Here is a 16,443-nt window from a genome sequence, read left to right as displayed (position 1 = left end):
GAAAGTAAATTACCACCTTCTAAAGAAGGTGGCTTTGTGTGAGCCCCCTAAAAGGGGGCCTTTGTTTAATCCAACGCCAACTGGTGCTGCTCTACTCGCTCTTGCTTCTCTTGATGTCTTACATATCGGCGTATGATTTCTTCATTGATTCCAACACTATCGACAAAATAGCCTCTTTGCCAAAAGTGATTACCCCAAAGCCTGTTCTTCCTAAGATGAGGGAACTTACTAAATAGCTTTAAGGCTATTTTGCCTTTCAATACCCCCATCAACTTGGATATCGATAGCTTTGGTGGAATCTTTACTACTAAATGCACGTGGTCAACTTGTATGTTTAACTCTACTACTTCACATCCAAGTTGATTACAGTAAACATAAATACATCGATAAACTTCTTTACCTATATTGTTCTTCAAGATCCTAAATCGATACTTTGGAGTCCACACTATATGGTATTGACATCGCCAAAATACGTGGGAAGCTTGATTGTATCTACTCATGTTATTTGTCCTCTTTGACTTCTGGAAAAATCAAAGACGCATTTAGCATGAGTAGTTTTACAGGCAAAGCCGAAACGGATGATAACCACCTACTGAAGTAGGTGGTTTAGGGCTGAAAATAAAAAAGGGGCACGTAATGTGCCCCTTTTTACATTTCGGATTCGACTAATTGAATAATCTTGGTCGCTTTTTCGAAGTGGTCGAGTTGATGAATTTGAATCCACCAAGTCGCCGCTTTCATCAATAACTCAGGATTGTCATTCTTATTAGCGAAAAAGGCATAAAAGGACACGCCAACATTGTCGCCTTTCTGCTCTATTTTCTTCTTACACACCTGAATGATTTTGTCTCTTAACGCGATGTTCATTGCCTTTCCCTTTCTCTTTGCGATAGCAAAATTAACCCAAAACAAGAATAACTGTATTTATATACAGTTATTCTTAGTAAGGCAAATAAGCATATTCATCTAGATGAATATTCGCGCACGAAGACCTAATACCCAAGTGCTGCTTTTGTTCGAAAATGCTGGGTCTTTGATGTACTGAATATCCGGAGTGATTTGGATGTAGTCGTTCAACTGCACGTTGTAGTAAAGCTCGGCAGTGAACTGTTCAGAGTCATCTACACCATAAGCGTGCTCTAGGTTATCGTTAACATGGCTCCAGTTAACCGCAAAACCTAGGTTGTTTGTTGGCTTGCCTAAACCAAAGTAACCAATCCCCACCGTTAGGGAGCGATCATAAAGCGCTACATCACCTTCCGAGAAACCACCGCGAACAAATGGCATTAATTGCTCTGTAGCAAAGTAGCTTGCTGAAAAGTTAATACCCTGTCCGCTGTCTTTATTCGTGAGGTTATGTTGCGTATCGCCATCCAAATGCCAAGCCGTTAGGTGAACATTGTCGGTATAGATTTGGTCTTGTGAAGCCGTCCAACCCAGCTCGAACGTCGTAAACAATTTATGATCGTTGAATAAGGTATCGAAGCCATCAAATGGCTCATCTGAACGCCCTTTACCATCTGCGACGCCTGCAACCATATATAAGTTATCAGTCAGCATGTGTCCCACGGCTAAGCCCAGAATCCCATCATCCGGTAGACCAATGGAACCGCCACCAGTGCTGAATGCAAGGTTAGTAAATCCGGTCCAAGGGCTTGCTAATGCATAGGCATCAACGTAGTCAGTTGTATCTAGAAAACCCACCATGAAGGAAGTTTTGCCACCGTTGAGCTTTTGCTTCCAATATAGGTTGGTTAGACGAGCCCCTTGATCACTGTATGCTGGACCAATCATCCCTGCGTAGCCTAACCCATTACCGATAAAGCTAAACTCTTTCGGTGACAAATCGCTATAAGCATGGCGGTGTTCGACTTTCCAAACCAATCCGCCCGTGTTGCCAGATTCAAGCCCAACAAGATTCCAACTACCGTAAAAGCGAACAACACCAGCGCTTGCTGTATCTTCACCACCACTTTGAGGGTCTGAGGTCGTTAGACCAAGGAACTGATAGTCCAGACCGAAAGTAACATTATGTTCCTCTGCTAATGACTCACGCCATGAGCGTTTTTCTCGAGCATTTTCTGCAATAGTATTGTCCACCGTATCAGGGCTGCCAAAGTTCGCCGCGTGAACCGATGATGCCATTACAAGTGAAAGAGCGATAAAACTAAGCTTTGGAACAGTTACTTTCATGTCTGGGTTCTCATTAAATTGATTTCTAGAAAGAGATTTTAATGACTCAGAGTTTTGAAAATTGCCATTAAGCGACAGCTCACTGCTTTTATGTATTTTCGATATGTACTCTTATCGATAAGGTCGGATAGAAACCTCATCCATTTGGTAGATAGTTTCTACGTTCGCAGCACCATCAGAGTATGAAACGTCTGCTTTGGTCTTTTTCACATGCAGATCCCCTTTCACCCAAATTGGTTCGTAAAGAGAAGTCAGTTTCAAACCTTTTGGATAATCAACCAATACAATCTGGTTTGCAGGTGGCGGAGGTGTATGGATACATGCACCCATGGTTGGAACAAGGAAGAATTTTGTGACAACGTCATTGTTAAATTCTACCGGCGTAACAAAGCCAGGAATTTCATAAGTTTCTTCTGTTAGTGTTGTGTTTGGCATTGATGCCAACATACGACGATGTTCAGTAATTTCGTTGCGCTTTTTGAACAACCACTCAATGTCTAAGTCGTCAGCTTTTAAACTGTCTTCCAGTTCTTTCATGGTTTGCTTTTGTTGCTCATTAAGATTTTGAGAATCGCGATATCTTGCAAGAGAGCCCAGTTCAAAAAGTTGTTGGTCTGTGAGTTTTACAAATGGGTCTTCAATCTGAGGAACATTCACCGGCAGCAATTGCTCCCAGCTTAATTGATCGGCGGATACATTTGATGAAGCCAGCAAAACTAAGCCAGCCAATAGGTACTTCTTCATACGTTCCCTTGAATAGTTCTTTGTCTTTTAGAGAAAAATTTGGGGACAACGTATGCCCCCAAACTGATTGCAGAGTTTACTACAAGGTGTTCTTGTGGATCTTGCCGTCTTTCATAATTACTTTGAATTTATCTTGGTAATCGTTAAGAACTGTGATGTCCTCCAGAGGATTTCCGTCCACCAGCACCACATCTGCATATGCACCAGACTCTACGACGCCCAATTTGCCGTATTTATATGGATTCATACCACCCGACCAACTAAGCACTTCTGCTGCGTTTGATGTGCCCATCTTCATGATTTGATAAGGAGTAAATCCGACTTTCTCCATCCAAACCATATTGTCTGCTTGGCGTGTATTGTAAGCCGGACCAAACATATCGCCGCCAGTCACAATCAAAAGGTCGTATTTACGCGCCCACTCAAACATCTGTTTTGCGCCTTCGTTTACTTTGGTCGCTTTGGCTTTTTGATCTGGACTAAAGAAGGTGATCTTTTCTGGTTCTGCAAAGGCTTCGAGAGACATCACCGCTTGCGCAGAAAGTGCCACACCCTTCTCTTTCATTCGCTTGATGGTTTCCTCAGAGATAAGGAAGTTATGCTCGATAACTCTCACTCCTGCATCAATGGCACGATTAACCGAACGGTCATGATAGGCGTGTGCCATGACATAAGTGCCATAGTCTTCCGCTACACCCACAATCGCTTCCATTTCTTCTTTCGAGAATTGCGTCATATGGATTGGGTCAAACTCACTTGCGACACCGCCGCCAGCCATGATCTTGATTTGAGTTGCCCCCGAACGTAGGTTCTGACGCGCAGCGCGACGCGCCTCTGTTTCACCATCAACGATATAACCAAAGCCGTGGCGTTCAAGATCGTCAACGCGCCCTGGTACATCATTGAAGCTGCCGGTATCTGCGTGACCGCCAGTTTGACTCAAGAAACCGCCCGCTGGGAATAGCCGTGGGCCTTCTAGCAAACCATTGTTGATGGCTTTTGCCATACCAAGAATGTTACAGCCTGCGTCACGAGCTGTGGTAAAACCTTGGTCGAGGTACTGCATCATGGAAACGTGGGCACGAGCCCCCATTGCCATTTGATCGTAACCATCTCGACCTACCAACATGCCTTCCTGAATACACATGTGGGAATGCATGTCGATCAAGCCAGGGATCATGGTTAAGCCTTCGCCGTTAATCGTCGTGGTTTGCTTGTCGGTTTTTATCGGTTTAGCCGAAATCTCTTTGATTAAGTTATCGACAACCAATACGTTCTGGTTTTGCAGTAGCTTTTCATCCGTGCCATTGAAAACATCGACGTTGGTAAACAGCGTTGAGGCTGCATTGGCATTGAGGGCGAACGCACAAGATAGCGCAACTAAAGAAAGGCTCTTCTTAGAAATTGTCATTATTACACCTATGTTTTTGGATAGTTGGGGTCCATTTCCTATAACCTCCCTGTTTAAACAGCGGCGTTATGAGGGCGTCTATTTCAGTGATCACCAAAAACAACTGATCAGATAAAAACACATATGAAACAGACGACTTACGTTAAAAACATAGAAGTCATAATGACGACTTTCAAGGTGGTTTAATTGCCTTTACACGACAACATGCGGATATTGTTATAGAAATGTGAGTTGAGACGAAAACCTCCGATTATTCAGAGGTTTTATGTGTAAGTAATTAAGACAAAGATTGGCGGTACGCTTTAGGCGTGAGATTCATCATTCGCTTAAATGCACGCGTGAAATGAGCAGAATCGGAGTAGCCTGTTTTGAGCGCAATATGCGTGATACTTAGGTCTCGGTCCGCCAAAAGCTCTAGCGTTTGTTTAAGCACCAAGCCTTCTATCACTTCTCTATACGTCGTATCCTCATTCGCTAGCCGCCTTTGTATGGTGCGAGCATTCATGTCAATCAACTCGCCAGCAAACTGAATAGAGATCTTACCCATCGAGAGATAAGGCGTCAGCGCCCTTGCTAACGCGTCACTGAACTTATCATCCTCCCCCCGAAAACTTGTACTTGGCGCCGCTTGAGATGGCGTGAAAGCAATCGGCTGGTTAATCCATTCATTAGGGATTGAGATTGCAGTAACCGGTCTACCAGTAAAGAACTGCGCGCTCTTCATACCCGGCAACAGATTGAAAGGCTCGGCTTCTACATCTTGAATCCCGACTTCTGCCAATCGCCATCGGGGGCCAACAAGCTTTTTGAGCAACTCATTCATGAACATTGCGGAGAACATTTCTGCGTAGCGGAACCATTCTCTCTCTGCGTTTTGTTTTTCTCTGACCAGCCACCACTTCCCGCCGCGTGATTGAACAGAAATACTCACGTTATCGGAGATTTGTTTAAGCAGTTGGGATACATCTTCTAGGGCTGCTTTTAGCGAGTGAGTTTGAGTAATTTGATTCGCAAATCTAGGAACGTAGATGTCGTGACAAAGTGTCCAAGTAAGCAAGGCAAACTTCTCTGGTGATGCGCGTTCACCTAACGTTTGGAAAACTGCTTTTAGCGCGCTCTCGGGAACAAACGCGTCAAGGGATTGGTTAGACAAGATATCCTGTGGCATTCGGGCGGATTCAAGTAATGAATGAATATCTCCATCAAGCTCATTGAGCATCGTGGCAAAAAGCTTTACTTCTTCCGAGTGAACCAAAGGAATATCTGTATTGGGCATGCAAGCTATCATCTTAAAATACCAAGGATTATTCTAGTTTATGCACAAACTTCCGAGCTGTCATCAATAGCAATCTAAGTGCAATTTGATATTGAGAAGTGACTCACTCCGAACAAACAAGCCAACCAATATCGGCCTTCAACATAGATCAGCGCCAGAGCGAATACTTGCCAGTTCGCGCCACAAATGCGTTTTATCCACTTTTTAAGCGCTATTTATATTTCTATGAATGTGATGATTTTCACGCTTTCTTAATCAGCAATCGTTTTCTAGGAATTTTTCCTAGTCGATCTAAGCCCTCCTCTCATGTGGTTCAAAAGAGGACTCTCTAAAATCGCCGACAGCTAAAAGAAAGCGAGCACGCAAGTGCATCACACTAATACAAGAGAGTTCACGATGTTAAAATTCCTTGAACAAGTCCGGAAGCCTACCCTCGACCTTCCTGTCGAAGTACGTAGAAAAATGTGGTTCAAACCATTTATCCAATCTTACCTAGTGGTATTTATTGGCTATTTGACTATGTACCTGATCCGTAAAAACTTCAACGTCGCGCAAAACGACATGATTTCTACTTACGGTTTGTCGATGACAGATCTAGGCTTGATTGGTCTGGGTTTCTCGATTACTTACGGCATCGGTAAGACCGTAGTTTCCTACTACGCCGATGGCAAAAACACCAAGCAGTTCCTTCCTTTCATGCTTATCCTTTCTGGCCTGGCAATGCTTGGTTTCAGTTTCAGCATGGGTGGTGGCAGCGCGAGCTTGTTCTTGATGGTGGCGTTCTACGCACTAAGTGGTTTCTTCCAAAGTACTGGTGGTCCTTCTAGTTACTCAACCATTACTAAGTGGACACCGCGTAACAAGCGTGGTTCTTACCTAGGCCTTTGGAACATGTCTCACAACGTAGGTGGTGCAGGTGCTGCAGGTGTGGCTCTGTTTGGTGCTAACTACTTGTTTGACGGTCACGTGATCGGCATGTTCGTGTTCCCTTCTATCATTGCGATCATCGTTGGTTTCATCGGTATGCGCTATGGTAACGACTCTCCTGAAGCCTACGGCCTAGGTAAAGTAGAAGAGCTATTTGATGAAGCAGTCAGCGAAGAAGACGAAGCGGCTGAAGGCAATCAAATGACTAAGAAAGAGATCTTTGTTGAGTACGTTCTGAAAAACAAAGTGATCTGGCTACTTTGCTTCGCAAACATCTTCCTTTACATCGTGCGTATCGGTATCGACCAATGGTCAACGGTTTACGCATACCAAGAACTTGGTCTATCAAAAGAAGCAGCAATCTCTGGCTTTACCCTATTCGAAGTGGGTGCGCTTGTGGGTACTTTGATGTGGGGTTACCTGTCTGACCTTGCAAACGGTCGCCGTGCGCTAGTGGCTTGTGTTTCTTTGGGTTTGATCATCGTATCACTTGAGTTCTACCAACACGCAACCAGTGAGTTCATGTACCTAGCGTCGCTATTTGTTCTTGGCTTCCTAGTGTTTGGTCCTCAACTGCTTATCGGTGTTGCCGCGGTTGGCTTTGTTCCTAAGAAAGCAATCAGTGTGGCAGACGGCGTAAAAGGCACATTCGCTTACCTAATTGGTGACAGCTTCGCGAAATTGGGTCTTGGTATGATTGCAGATGGCACACCAATCTTTGGTCTAACCGGTTGGAAAGGTACGTTCGCTGCCCTAGATACCTCAGCAGTGATTTGTATTGTTTTGCTTGCTTTCGTTGCTATTGCAGAAGAGAAAAAGATTCGTCAAAACAAGAAGAAGCTTGAACTCGCAGAAAACCAAGCTTAATCAAACAGCGCGCTTTGCTAGTCAAAGCGCGCTAGATCATTAAATAAACTTGGTCAATTTAGTATCATAGTAGGTTTTTATTGAGCTCTTTGAGAGCTCATTTTCGTTTGTGTATTGCTGAAGTTTGGTATTTAAGATGATTAACGTAGCGCTTGTTGATGACCATGTCATTGTTCGTTCTGGATTTGCTCAATTGCTGAGCCTTGAAACAGACATGAATGTTGTAGGTGAATTTAGCTCGGTAGCAGAAGCTCGAGTGGGATTACCTGCGTGCAAGGCAAATGTGGTTATCCTAGATATCTCGATGGCAGACGAAAGTGGGCTTACCCTACTCTCCGAAATCCCTTCTGGTATTGCTTGTGTCATGTTGAGCGTACATGACTCGCCAGCAATGGTTGAAAAGTCACTTAAACTCGGCGCAAAAGGTTACCTAAGTAAACGTTGTAGCCCTGACGAGTTAATTCAAGCCGTAAGAACCAGTGCTTCAGGCGGTTGTTACCTAACGCCTGATATTGCATTGAAGCTCGCCACACCAAGTGACAAAGCGGCGACGCTGACTCAATTGACTCGCCGAGAAAACGAAGTCTGCCAATTGCTGGCTCGTGGCTTGGATGTGAAGTCTATCGCCACTGAGCTTGGCTTAAGCCATAAAACCGTTCACGTTCACCGTGCAAACGCCATGGATAAGCTTGGCGTAAAGAACAACGTTGAACTCGCCAAACTGTTCTCGCAAGAGTCATTTTAATGCGCAGCTACACCATCACCTCTATTTGCGGTTTATTCATGACAGCATGCTCGTGGTTCTGTCTGTGGGTGATCGCTTATTACTTTGTGAACGATGCCGAACTGGCGATCTTGTTGTTTCCCTTCGCGTTGCGTTTGGGTCTAACACTGCACACGCGTACAAAGTATTGGGCAACGATTTATCTCGCTGAATGGGGATTGACCGTGGCTCTTGCTCTACTTCTTGAACAACCACAATGGCTGATGGTGTTGGTGGCCAGCGTATTGAGCATTCCGGTTGTTTACCTTGCTAAACGTTATTACAAAGGCGATCAGAATCAACACTTAGCGGTGATGGCGGTCGTGTTGCTCGTGACGTCTTGCATTAACGTACTTGCGGTTGGTTATCACGTTCAATCTGTCTACATGGCGTGGTTAGCGAGCATTGCGGGCGGTTTGTTGGTTCTGCCAATGTGCTATTTGCTTTGGAACTATCTCTTCCAAAGCCCTTGGTCACCGTTGACTTCGAATCTACTGGCGAATGAAGTTCAATTCAAAGTTCGTCATATTCTGCTTTATAGCGTGCTGTTGATTGCCAGCATTTTGGTTCAAACCAGCTTGCCGGATGAGTTAAAACGCTTCGCGCCTTTTTGCATGGCGATACCAATCATTGTGCTTGCGCTACGCTACGGCTGGCAAGGCGCTCTGCTTGCGACCATGTTAAACAGTATTGCCTTGATCGCTGCGCGAAGTGGTGTTTCGAATCTGGAAATCACTGACCTGCTGTTGTCCCTTTCGGCCCAAACCTTAACGGGCATCATGCTCGGTTTAGCGGTTCAGAAACAAAAAGATCTTAACCAAAAGCTGCGTGGCGAATTGTCGAGAAACCAAACTTTGTCTCGACAACTCATTCAAGCGGAAGAGTCGGTGCGTCGTGACGTGGCAAGAGAACTGCACGATGAGATTGGTCAGAACATCACGGCGATTCGTACCCAAGCGAGCATCATTAAGCGGGTCGATAACGCCGAAATGAACACACGTTGTGCCGATATGATCGAGAACCTATCACTCAATGTTTATGACACCACTAAACATTTGCTGAGCAAACTGCGTCCGAAAATGCTCGATGATTTGGATTTGAAAGACTCCGTTCACCAGTTAACCCGTGAAATGGAGTTCGACAATCACGGCACTCGCGTTGTGCTCGATTGGCAAGGTGACTATGAGTCTTTAGGCGACACGCTAAAAGTCACCCTATTCCGTTTATGCCAAGAAGCGTTAAACAACGCAGCTAAATACGCGAATGCGACGTCTATTGTTATCGAGCTGTCTATTGACGAGAACATTTCGTTGAACATTGCAGACAACGGCATTGGTTTCAAAACCGAAGACTGCATGAAAGGCATGGGTGTTCGCGGCATGCAAGAACGCGTGCAAGCACTTGGCGGCAAAATGTATATCTACTCTTTGAACGATCATGTGGATGGCACACAAATCGCCATCACATTACCTAAGGTGTAACGAGCATGTTTGGATTATTTCAGTCTCCGAGCTACAACCAAGCTCCCCTTAGCAAAGACCAAGTGGATGAACGCTATCGTTATTGGCGTCTGCACATCATGCTGGGTATGTATCTTGGTTATGCAGGCTTTTACTTCACTCGTAAAACCTTCAACTACGCTGCACCCGCAATGATTGCTGATTTAGGTTTAGATAAAGCCGATATCGGTATGATTGGTACGCTTTTCTACATCACCTATGGTTTGTCGAAGTTTATCTCGGGCACCATTTCTGACCGTTCTAACCCTCGCTTTTTTATGGGTGTCGGTTTAATCGCGACGGGCCTTATCAATATCGCGTTTGGTTTCTCTAGCTCTTTGGTTGCACTCGCTGCCCTGTGGGTGATGAACGCCTGGTTCCAAGGTTGGGGCTGGCCCTCGTGCTCTAAGTTACTTACGACGTGGTATTCGCGTTCAGAACGTGGCTTCTTGTGGGCAATTTGGAACACGGCGCATAACGTAGGCGGCGCTTTAATTCCCCTACTCGTTGGGTTTCTCACATTCCATTACAGCTGGCGAGAAGGTTTTATCGTACCGGGCGTAATCGGCGTGATTCTAGGTGTGATTGTTTGTTGGCGCTTGCGCGATAAACCGACCACTCAAGGACTGCCGACAGTTGGTCAATGGCGTGATGACAAGTTAGAACTCGCTCAAGAAAATCACGGACAAGGTCTGAGTTATAAAGAAATCCTCAAACAATACGTGTTCAACAACAAGTATATTTGGTTGCTCGCATTCAGCTATGTACTGGTTTATATCGTGCGCACCGCCATTAATGACTGGGGTAACTTGTACCTGACAGAACAACACCACTACAGTCTAATCAATGCTAACGCGGCATTGTCGATGTTTGAAATCGGTGGCTTTGTTGGTTCTCTGGTGGCTGGTTGGGGCTCGGATAAACTGTTCGGTGGTAACCGAGGCCCGATGAACCTATTGTTTGCCGCAGGTATATTCCTATCTGTTGCTGCACTGTGGTTGATGCCATTAACCAACTTCGCGTTCCAAGCTGCGGGACTGTTTTCTATTGGCTTCTTTGTGTTTGGTCCACAAATGTTGATTGGCATGGCGGCAGCGGAATGTTCACACAAAGATTCCGCTGGTGCAGCAACGGGCTTTGTTGGTTTGTTTGCTTACATGGGTGCTGCACTTTCTGGCTATCCATTGGCATTGATTCTTGAAGAATACAGTTGGACTGGGTTCTTTATCACTATCTCGGTATGCGCAGCCGTTATTGGCTTGTTGTTATTACCGTTCTTACAGGCTCAACCTTCAAGAAAGCCGCTCGCTCCTAAGCTTAGGTTGTAGACATCTGATTGTAGAAGCGACTTCTACACCTCTTAGGGTGAGTTAACCGGCTCACCCGTCTAATCTCCACTATTTTTTGCTTCCGATTCAGTTCGGAGGGATTTCTACGGGTAAAATTCATGAATTCGAATACTATTTCATCAAAATGCTTCTTCAAAATGGACAATAAGATCCAAAACTACGACTGGGGAAGCCGCACGGCTATCCACGATTTGTTTGGCTTCGCTAACGAAGCTCAGCAACCTCAAGCCGAAGTTTGGATGGGCACCCATCCGAATGGTTGCTCTATCGTCAATCAAGGAACTACAAATGTGTCGTTATCAGAATTGATCAAACAAGATCCTTCAGCGTTTCTATCCCAAAACACGGCTGAAGTATTTGGTGACCTACCTTTCCTTTTCAAGATTCTTGCGGCGGATAAAGCCTTGTCTATTCAAGTGCACCCAAACAAGCAAGATGCAGAGCTCGGTTATGCAAATGAACAACAGCTAAGTGTCCCGCTGAGTGCATTCAATCGTAATTACAAAGATGCAAACCACAAGCCAGAGCTCGTTTACGCCCTAACGGAATATCAAGCAATGAATGGCTTTCGTCCGTTTGATGAAATCATCGCTGAGTTCCGTCTGTGTGACATTCCAGAGATTAACGGCTACCTAGAACAGTTTGAGCGCAACCCCAACCAAGATGGGTTGTGTCAGTTCTTCGTAGAGATTCTCTCCATGGAAGAGGCTCGCAAGGCTAACGCAGTGGATCACTTATTAAGTTACGCAGCAGCCAACCAAGTACGCCCTATGTGCGGATTGATTTTAGACCTTGCAGAGCAATACCCGAATGACGTGGGTTTGTTTGCCCCATTACTGCTGAATGTTATTACTCTTAAACCCAGTGAAGCCATGTTCCTGAGCGCAAGAACACCTCATGCTTACATTAAAGGCACTGGTCTGGAAATCATGGCGAACTCAGACAACGTACTTCGCGCTGGTTTAACACCAAAACACATGGATGTGGAGGAACTGGTTAAGTGTACCGACTTTATTCCAAAGCCAATGAACACGCTGCTAACCAAAGCAGAAATCAAAGACTGTGAGCACAACTTCCCTGTCCCTGTACAAGACTTCAAGTTCTCTGTGTTCCAAGAGCCAAAAGATCAACAAGTCGAGATGACCAGTGCAGAAATCTTAATGCCAATCGATGCGGACGTAACGCTGCTTGCAGAAAGCGGCGAAACATTGGTGCTTGGCAAAGGGCAATCGGCTTTCATCCCTGCTTATGTAGGGAACTACACGCTCAGCTGTGAAGGTCGCGTAGCTCGTGCATTTAATGGCTAAGTTCATCTCCTCTTAAAACAAAAATGGCGGAGACTTTTCAGCTCCGCCATTCAAACCATTCATTTGTTTACTCACTCTGTGCTTGAGCTAAACGAATACTCACCAAACTTGCCACCATGATGGCCAAGTAAAAGCTCCCGACTATCGCTTCAAAGAAAACGAAGAACTGAGCCACTGGAACCGTTGGTGAAATGTCACCATAGCCCACTGTCGTTAATGTGATAAAGCTAAAGTACAAAGCATTAAACAAGTTCGACAGCCAAGGTTTTGCTTCTAATCCTGTGAAAGAGCTTGGGAAAAACTCCAACACCAACAAGTAGATCACCGCCCACGCAAGCCCCAGTAGTAGATAGATGCAAATCGAACCTATGATGTGGTTTGTCGTTACTGACTTGGTTAACACCACCTGCTTTAGCGCCGAGTATATGTGCGAAAACAAGAACACCAATAACGCACCTAGCGTTAAAATGGACAGATCTAAATGCTCTAAGAACGACATCCCATAGGAGATGACGGCGACAATCAGTAGCACGCCATACCATGTTCGGTTGGTTTTGTTCTTCTTGTTGATACCAACAATAGAAGCGCCTAGTGTCACCACCAAAAGAGCAAGCACAAATTCCTGCCCATCTGGATAAAACTGATGCATCACAGCACAACCGAAAAACAACGCAATGAGTGCGAAAAACAAAAAGTAAAAGTTATCTTCCCTGGTCATCGGTTTCATGATGCTACCTCTACTTTGTCTTCCTCCTTCGCTTTATGGTCAATGCTCAGTGCTTTGTTTTCTTCAGTGTCATCTTCATCTAACCAGTTCACCATTAACTGGTAAGTCAGACTTAGAACCACGGCGCCAACGAACAGACCGACGATACCAGACATTGCCATACCACCCAGTGCTCCCAACAGTGTCACAAGCATCGGCGTGTCAGAACCACGGCTTAGAAGAACTGGTTTCAGTACAGCATCACTCGCGCTCACCAAAATACACCAAACTAGGAAGATGCCAGCAACCAGTGTCGATTCGACACTAAACACGTAAATAATCGCAGGGATCAATGCCAGAATTGGAGGCAACTGAACAATCGCAATCAGAATCACGGCAACCATCCAAAGTGCAGCTGCAGGAACGCCGACCGCGACCATACCAACACCTGCCATAACAGATTGAATTAACGCGACACCAATTACGCCTTGCACCACACTTCGAACGGTCGATTTTGAAAGATCAATCAACGCTTCGCCTTTCTTGTTAGTTAGACGGTCAGCCAACTTGGTAAAGCCTTTCTGGCACACTTCAGCATTACTCATGAACGCACCTGCAATCATGGTCGAGATAATGAACTGGATGAAACCACCGCTTACGGAACCAACGATAGATGCGGCTTGAGAAAGAAAACCTTTTACTTGCTCGCCATAATTAACCAAGAAGCCTTCCATATTGGTCGATGCGTAGTTGATCGCGACATAGAGTTTGTCACCCACCAATGGGATTTCCTTCAGGCTCTCTTGAGGCTTAGGCACAACGAGCGTGCCATCCTGTAGACCTGTAACAACCTCAGTACCACTGGTGTAAAGGCCAGATGAAAGAGCAATCAGTGGAATCAGAAGCAACAAGACGCCTATCGTACTGAGGAGCGCACTCGCCTTGCCTTTGGAAATACCTAAGCGATTATGAAGAGACATCATGACTGGGTAGAGCGCGATAGCAATAATGCCACCCCACACAACCAGCATAATGAATGGGCTGAGGATAGAGAAACACCACCAGATCAGTAACGCTACGGCTCCGATCTTGATTGCGGCGTCTATCGCCTGTTTAGAGAAATCATTTGAAGCTTTCATAGCGTTACCTTTTCACTGTAAGTTAAGTGTTATGTTTGCAAAAACTTCCATTGTCGGGTTTCCAGAAAGAGTGAGGCGACAATCATGTATGTCCCAACCATCACCAACTGGAAGATTCGGATAAATGTGTTGCTGTCGATGTCGCCAGAGCTCATCAACGTACTGCCGATCAGAACAAGTAGCGTACTGAATGCAGTGGCGAACACCGGCGCCTTCTCTGGCACTGTGTATATCTTGGTTCCTATCACTACAGCCAACAAAGCGATGAAGGCGGTGTAAAACCAAATGTTCGGAACAATCGCGAGGATAGAAAACGCGAGGATGGCGAGTACACCACCGATTCCGTTACTGATGATCAAGAACGCGCTCAATTTGACGGACTTCTCTGAAGTAATCATCAAAGACAACAGCGCAACGAACATCATGGTGAGCAAAGCTTCTGAGATTTGAAAAACAAAGAAGAAGCACACCAAGGGAAAGGAAATCAACATTGCTCTGAATGCTGCATTCCAACGTTGTTTTTTGCTTATTGGCGGCTCTGCGTAACCTTCAAATTTACTTTCAGGTTCCGGTAGATAAATGTGCATCAGGGTGTAAATGAATACCGCCACCGCCCCTGATGTTGCCAAGCCACCTGCGAGATAAATTGACATTGCGGGGTTGCCTATCGCCATAAATGGCAGCATAAGCACCGCTATCATCAATATCGTCGCAAATAAATTCCACTTAGGGTCTGTAAACAGGTAGTAACCCCATATCATCATTAACCCAACGGCCAATAACAGAATGATTGGGAATTGCGTAATGCCACCCGATAACAGCAACCCTAGCCCCATTGTCGCAATCATTGCCAAAAGCAACTCATACACGGTTTCTTTGTGGGCTTTGGGTTTGTCCACGAGGAACTTCGCGGTGAACACTGGCGCGACAAACGCCAGTGACCAATTCAACCAAGCCGCAAGAAATACCGCCAGCGCGACACCAAAAGTAAAACGTAATATCCGGCGTTGCGTGGCGTTATCAATGCTCACGTTATCGGACATAAGACAATACACTCAGTAGACGAATCCAAAGTTTGCCAACCGCGTTAAAGATAAAGTTATCGCTGCTGTAGACAATCACATCTGCTTGTCCACCAACACGAAGCATTCCGCTCGTTTCACTGCGGTCAAACTCGATTGCAATCGGAAGCATCTGCGTTTGACGTAACCAACCAGTTTGTTGATTAGCTTGCGCGAGCTTACCGGCTTGTTGGTTTTGTCCCCAATCCACACCCCAGTCAATACTGCTGACTTTGCCTTTGATAACCTTACCCGGAGCGAAATCCAATGCGATTTCCACCTCATCACCAACGCTCACGTTGCCTAGACTGTTTTCTCGGAAATAAGCCTCAATCCAAATGTCTTCTGTCGATACAAACGTCATGATTGGCTGACCTACTGAAGCATAGAAACCTTCGGTCAAGCTGAAGTTTGAAACACCACCTTGAGTTGGCGCCCGAATCACAGTACGTTCTAGATTCAGTTGAGCTTGCTCAAGTGCCAGCAATGCTGCTTTAACTTGGCTGTTCTCTTCACCTTCTGCGCCAAGTTGTTGTTTCGCTTTTTCAAGATCCGCTTCTGCATTTACTACGTTCGCTCTTGCGGTTGCCAATGCCGCTCTTGCTTTATCAGCGTCTGATTTCGACACCACACCTTTCTCTGCCATCGCAAGAATTCGATTGCCTTGAGCTTCGGTGTTCTGACGTTCTACTATTGCGGAAGTCAATCGCGCTTGAGCGGAAGCAATAGAAGCGGTTTGTGCTCCGACGTTTTGGCCAGCGATCTCTAAATTCTCTTCAGCTTGTTTTACTGCTATTTCGTAATCAGACTTGTCTAAAATGGCCAGCTCATCACCTTCTTCCACCAGTTGATTCGGGCGAACTCTAATATCTAGAACGTTACCAGAGACCTGAGGTTTAATCGGAACGATGTAGCCTTTTACTCGTGCATTATCGGTTACTGGGATAATCCGATCTGCCACAATACTGAACCCGAGCATGACGACAATAAACAAAATGAGATAGTTAGTGACCTTCTTCACCTTGTCGTTTTTACTTGCCTCGTTATTATCCGCCACTTCCGTTGGCTGTTGTTGTTTTTCGTTCTCGGACATGTTTTCCCCTTGCCATTGAATAGATTGAACATTTTAAGAATATACCGTCCTGCTCAACCTTCAATTAATTGAATAATAAATAGCGAGCTATATCTAAAACCGTGCGTT

Annotated in this window: 15 protein-coding genes; 5 read left to right on the top strand and 10 right to left on the bottom strand. The window is 45.3% G+C overall.

The features are described 5' to 3' along the window. Positions 1-65: 65 nt before the first annotated feature. From tnpA to KJB05_RS23095, 6 genes are all read right to left on the bottom strand, one after another. Complete coding sequence (tnpA, locus tag KJB05_RS23120; protein WP_033007908.1) at positions 66-500, bottom strand: IS200/IS605 family transposase; 435 nt, start codon at positions 498-500, stop codon at positions 66-68. A 148-nt stretch (positions 501-648) separates the two neighbouring features. Next, positions 649-867: a DUF6500 family protein gene (locus KJB05_RS23115; protein WP_208444759.1), complete on the bottom strand. Its 219-nt coding sequence runs from the start codon at positions 865-867 to the stop codon at positions 649-651. 99 nt (positions 868-966) lie between these two features. After that, positions 967-2,193 (bottom strand): carbohydrate porin, encoded by a 1,227-nt coding sequence (locus tag KJB05_RS23110; RefSeq protein WP_208444758.1) that lies wholly within the window; start codon positions 2,191-2,193, stop codon positions 967-969. A gap of 111 nt (positions 2,194-2,304) precedes the next feature. Beyond that, positions 2,305-2,937: a DUF3299 domain-containing protein gene (locus KJB05_RS23105; protein WP_009705370.1), complete on the bottom strand. Its 633-nt coding sequence runs from the start codon at positions 2,935-2,937 to the stop codon at positions 2,305-2,307. 79 nt (positions 2,938-3,016) lie between these two features. Then, entirely contained in the window at positions 3,017-4,348 is a 1,332-nt protein-coding gene (locus tag KJB05_RS23100; RefSeq protein ID WP_208444757.1) for an amidohydrolase family protein, read from the bottom strand. 277 nt (positions 4,349-4,625) lie between these two features. Next, entirely contained in the window at positions 4,626-5,624 is a 999-nt protein-coding gene (locus KJB05_RS23095; protein WP_208444756.1) for an AraC family transcriptional regulator, read from the bottom strand. Positions 5,625-6,020: 396 nt separating this feature from the next. On the opposite strand from KJB05_RS23095, the gene uhpT reads away from it, so the two are divergent. The 5 genes from uhpT (at position 6,021) to manA (ending at position 12,336) form a co-directional block, all read left to right on the top strand. Next, complete coding sequence (gene uhpT / locus KJB05_RS23090; protein ID WP_199454963.1) at positions 6,021-7,418, top strand: hexose-6-phosphate:phosphate antiporter; 1,398 nt, start codon at positions 6,021-6,023, stop codon at positions 7,416-7,418. A 136-nt stretch (positions 7,419-7,554) separates the two neighbouring features. Next, the gene (gene uhpA / locus KJB05_RS23085; protein WP_208444755.1) at positions 7,555-8,163 is read left to right on the top strand and encodes a transcriptional regulator UhpA; all 609 of its coding nucleotides are present in this window, start codon (positions 7,555-7,557) and stop codon (positions 8,161-8,163) included. Then, positions 8,163-9,662 carry a signal transduction histidine-protein kinase/phosphatase UhpB gene (gene uhpB / locus KJB05_RS23080; RefSeq protein ID WP_208444754.1) on the top strand — a complete coding sequence of 500 codons (1,500 nt, stop codon included), beginning with the start codon at positions 8,163-8,165 and terminating at the stop codon, positions 9,660-9,662. The genes uhpA and uhpB overlap by 1 nt, the downstream gene beginning before the upstream one ends. A gap of 5 nt (positions 9,663-9,667) precedes the next feature. After that, positions 9,668-11,008, top strand: coding sequence for an MFS transporter (locus KJB05_RS23075; RefSeq protein ID WP_005435249.1), 1,341 nt, complete (start codon positions 9,668-9,670; stop codon positions 11,006-11,008). A 119-nt stretch (positions 11,009-11,127) separates the two neighbouring features. Further along, positions 11,128-12,336: a mannose-6-phosphate isomerase, class I gene (manA, locus tag KJB05_RS23070; RefSeq protein ID WP_208444753.1), complete on the top strand. Its 1,209-nt coding sequence runs from the start codon at positions 11,128-11,130 to the stop codon at positions 12,334-12,336. 67 nt (positions 12,337-12,403) lie between these two features. On the opposite strand, the gene KJB05_RS23065 is transcribed toward manA, so the two are convergent. Genes KJB05_RS23065 through KJB05_RS23050 form a run of 4 tightly spaced genes read right to left on the bottom strand, consistent with a single transcriptional unit; the run spans position 12,404 to position 16,335 of the window. Continuing rightward, positions 12,404-13,063 (bottom strand): ion channel, encoded by a 660-nt coding sequence (locus KJB05_RS23065; protein WP_208444752.1) that lies wholly within the window; start codon positions 13,061-13,063, stop codon positions 12,404-12,406. Further along, positions 13,060-14,181: an AI-2E family transporter gene (locus KJB05_RS23060; protein WP_208444751.1), complete on the bottom strand. Its 1,122-nt coding sequence runs from the start codon at positions 14,179-14,181 to the stop codon at positions 13,060-13,062. The genes KJB05_RS23065 and KJB05_RS23060 overlap by 4 nt, the downstream gene beginning before the upstream one ends. Before the next feature lie 29 nt (positions 14,182-14,210). Next, positions 14,211-15,224, bottom strand: a complete 1,014-nt coding sequence (locus KJB05_RS23055) for a DUF2955 domain-containing protein (protein WP_005435260.1) — start codon at positions 15,222-15,224, stop codon at positions 14,211-14,213. Next, positions 15,214-16,335 carry an HlyD family secretion protein gene (locus KJB05_RS23050; RefSeq protein ID WP_208444750.1) on the bottom strand — a complete coding sequence of 374 codons (1,122 nt, stop codon included), beginning with the start codon at positions 16,333-16,335 and terminating at the stop codon, positions 15,214-15,216. The genes KJB05_RS23055 and KJB05_RS23050 overlap by 11 nt, the downstream gene beginning before the upstream one ends. Between the last annotated feature and the right edge of the window lie 108 nt (positions 16,336-16,443).

It is taken from the genome of Vibrio sp. B1ASS3, assembly GCF_905175355.1.
Classification (GTDB): Bacteria; Pseudomonadota; Gammaproteobacteria; order Enterobacterales; family Vibrionaceae; genus Vibrio; species Vibrio owensii.
The sequence above is the reverse complement of the archived record's forward strand: the minus strand, read 5'-3'. Positions and strand labels throughout refer to the sequence as shown.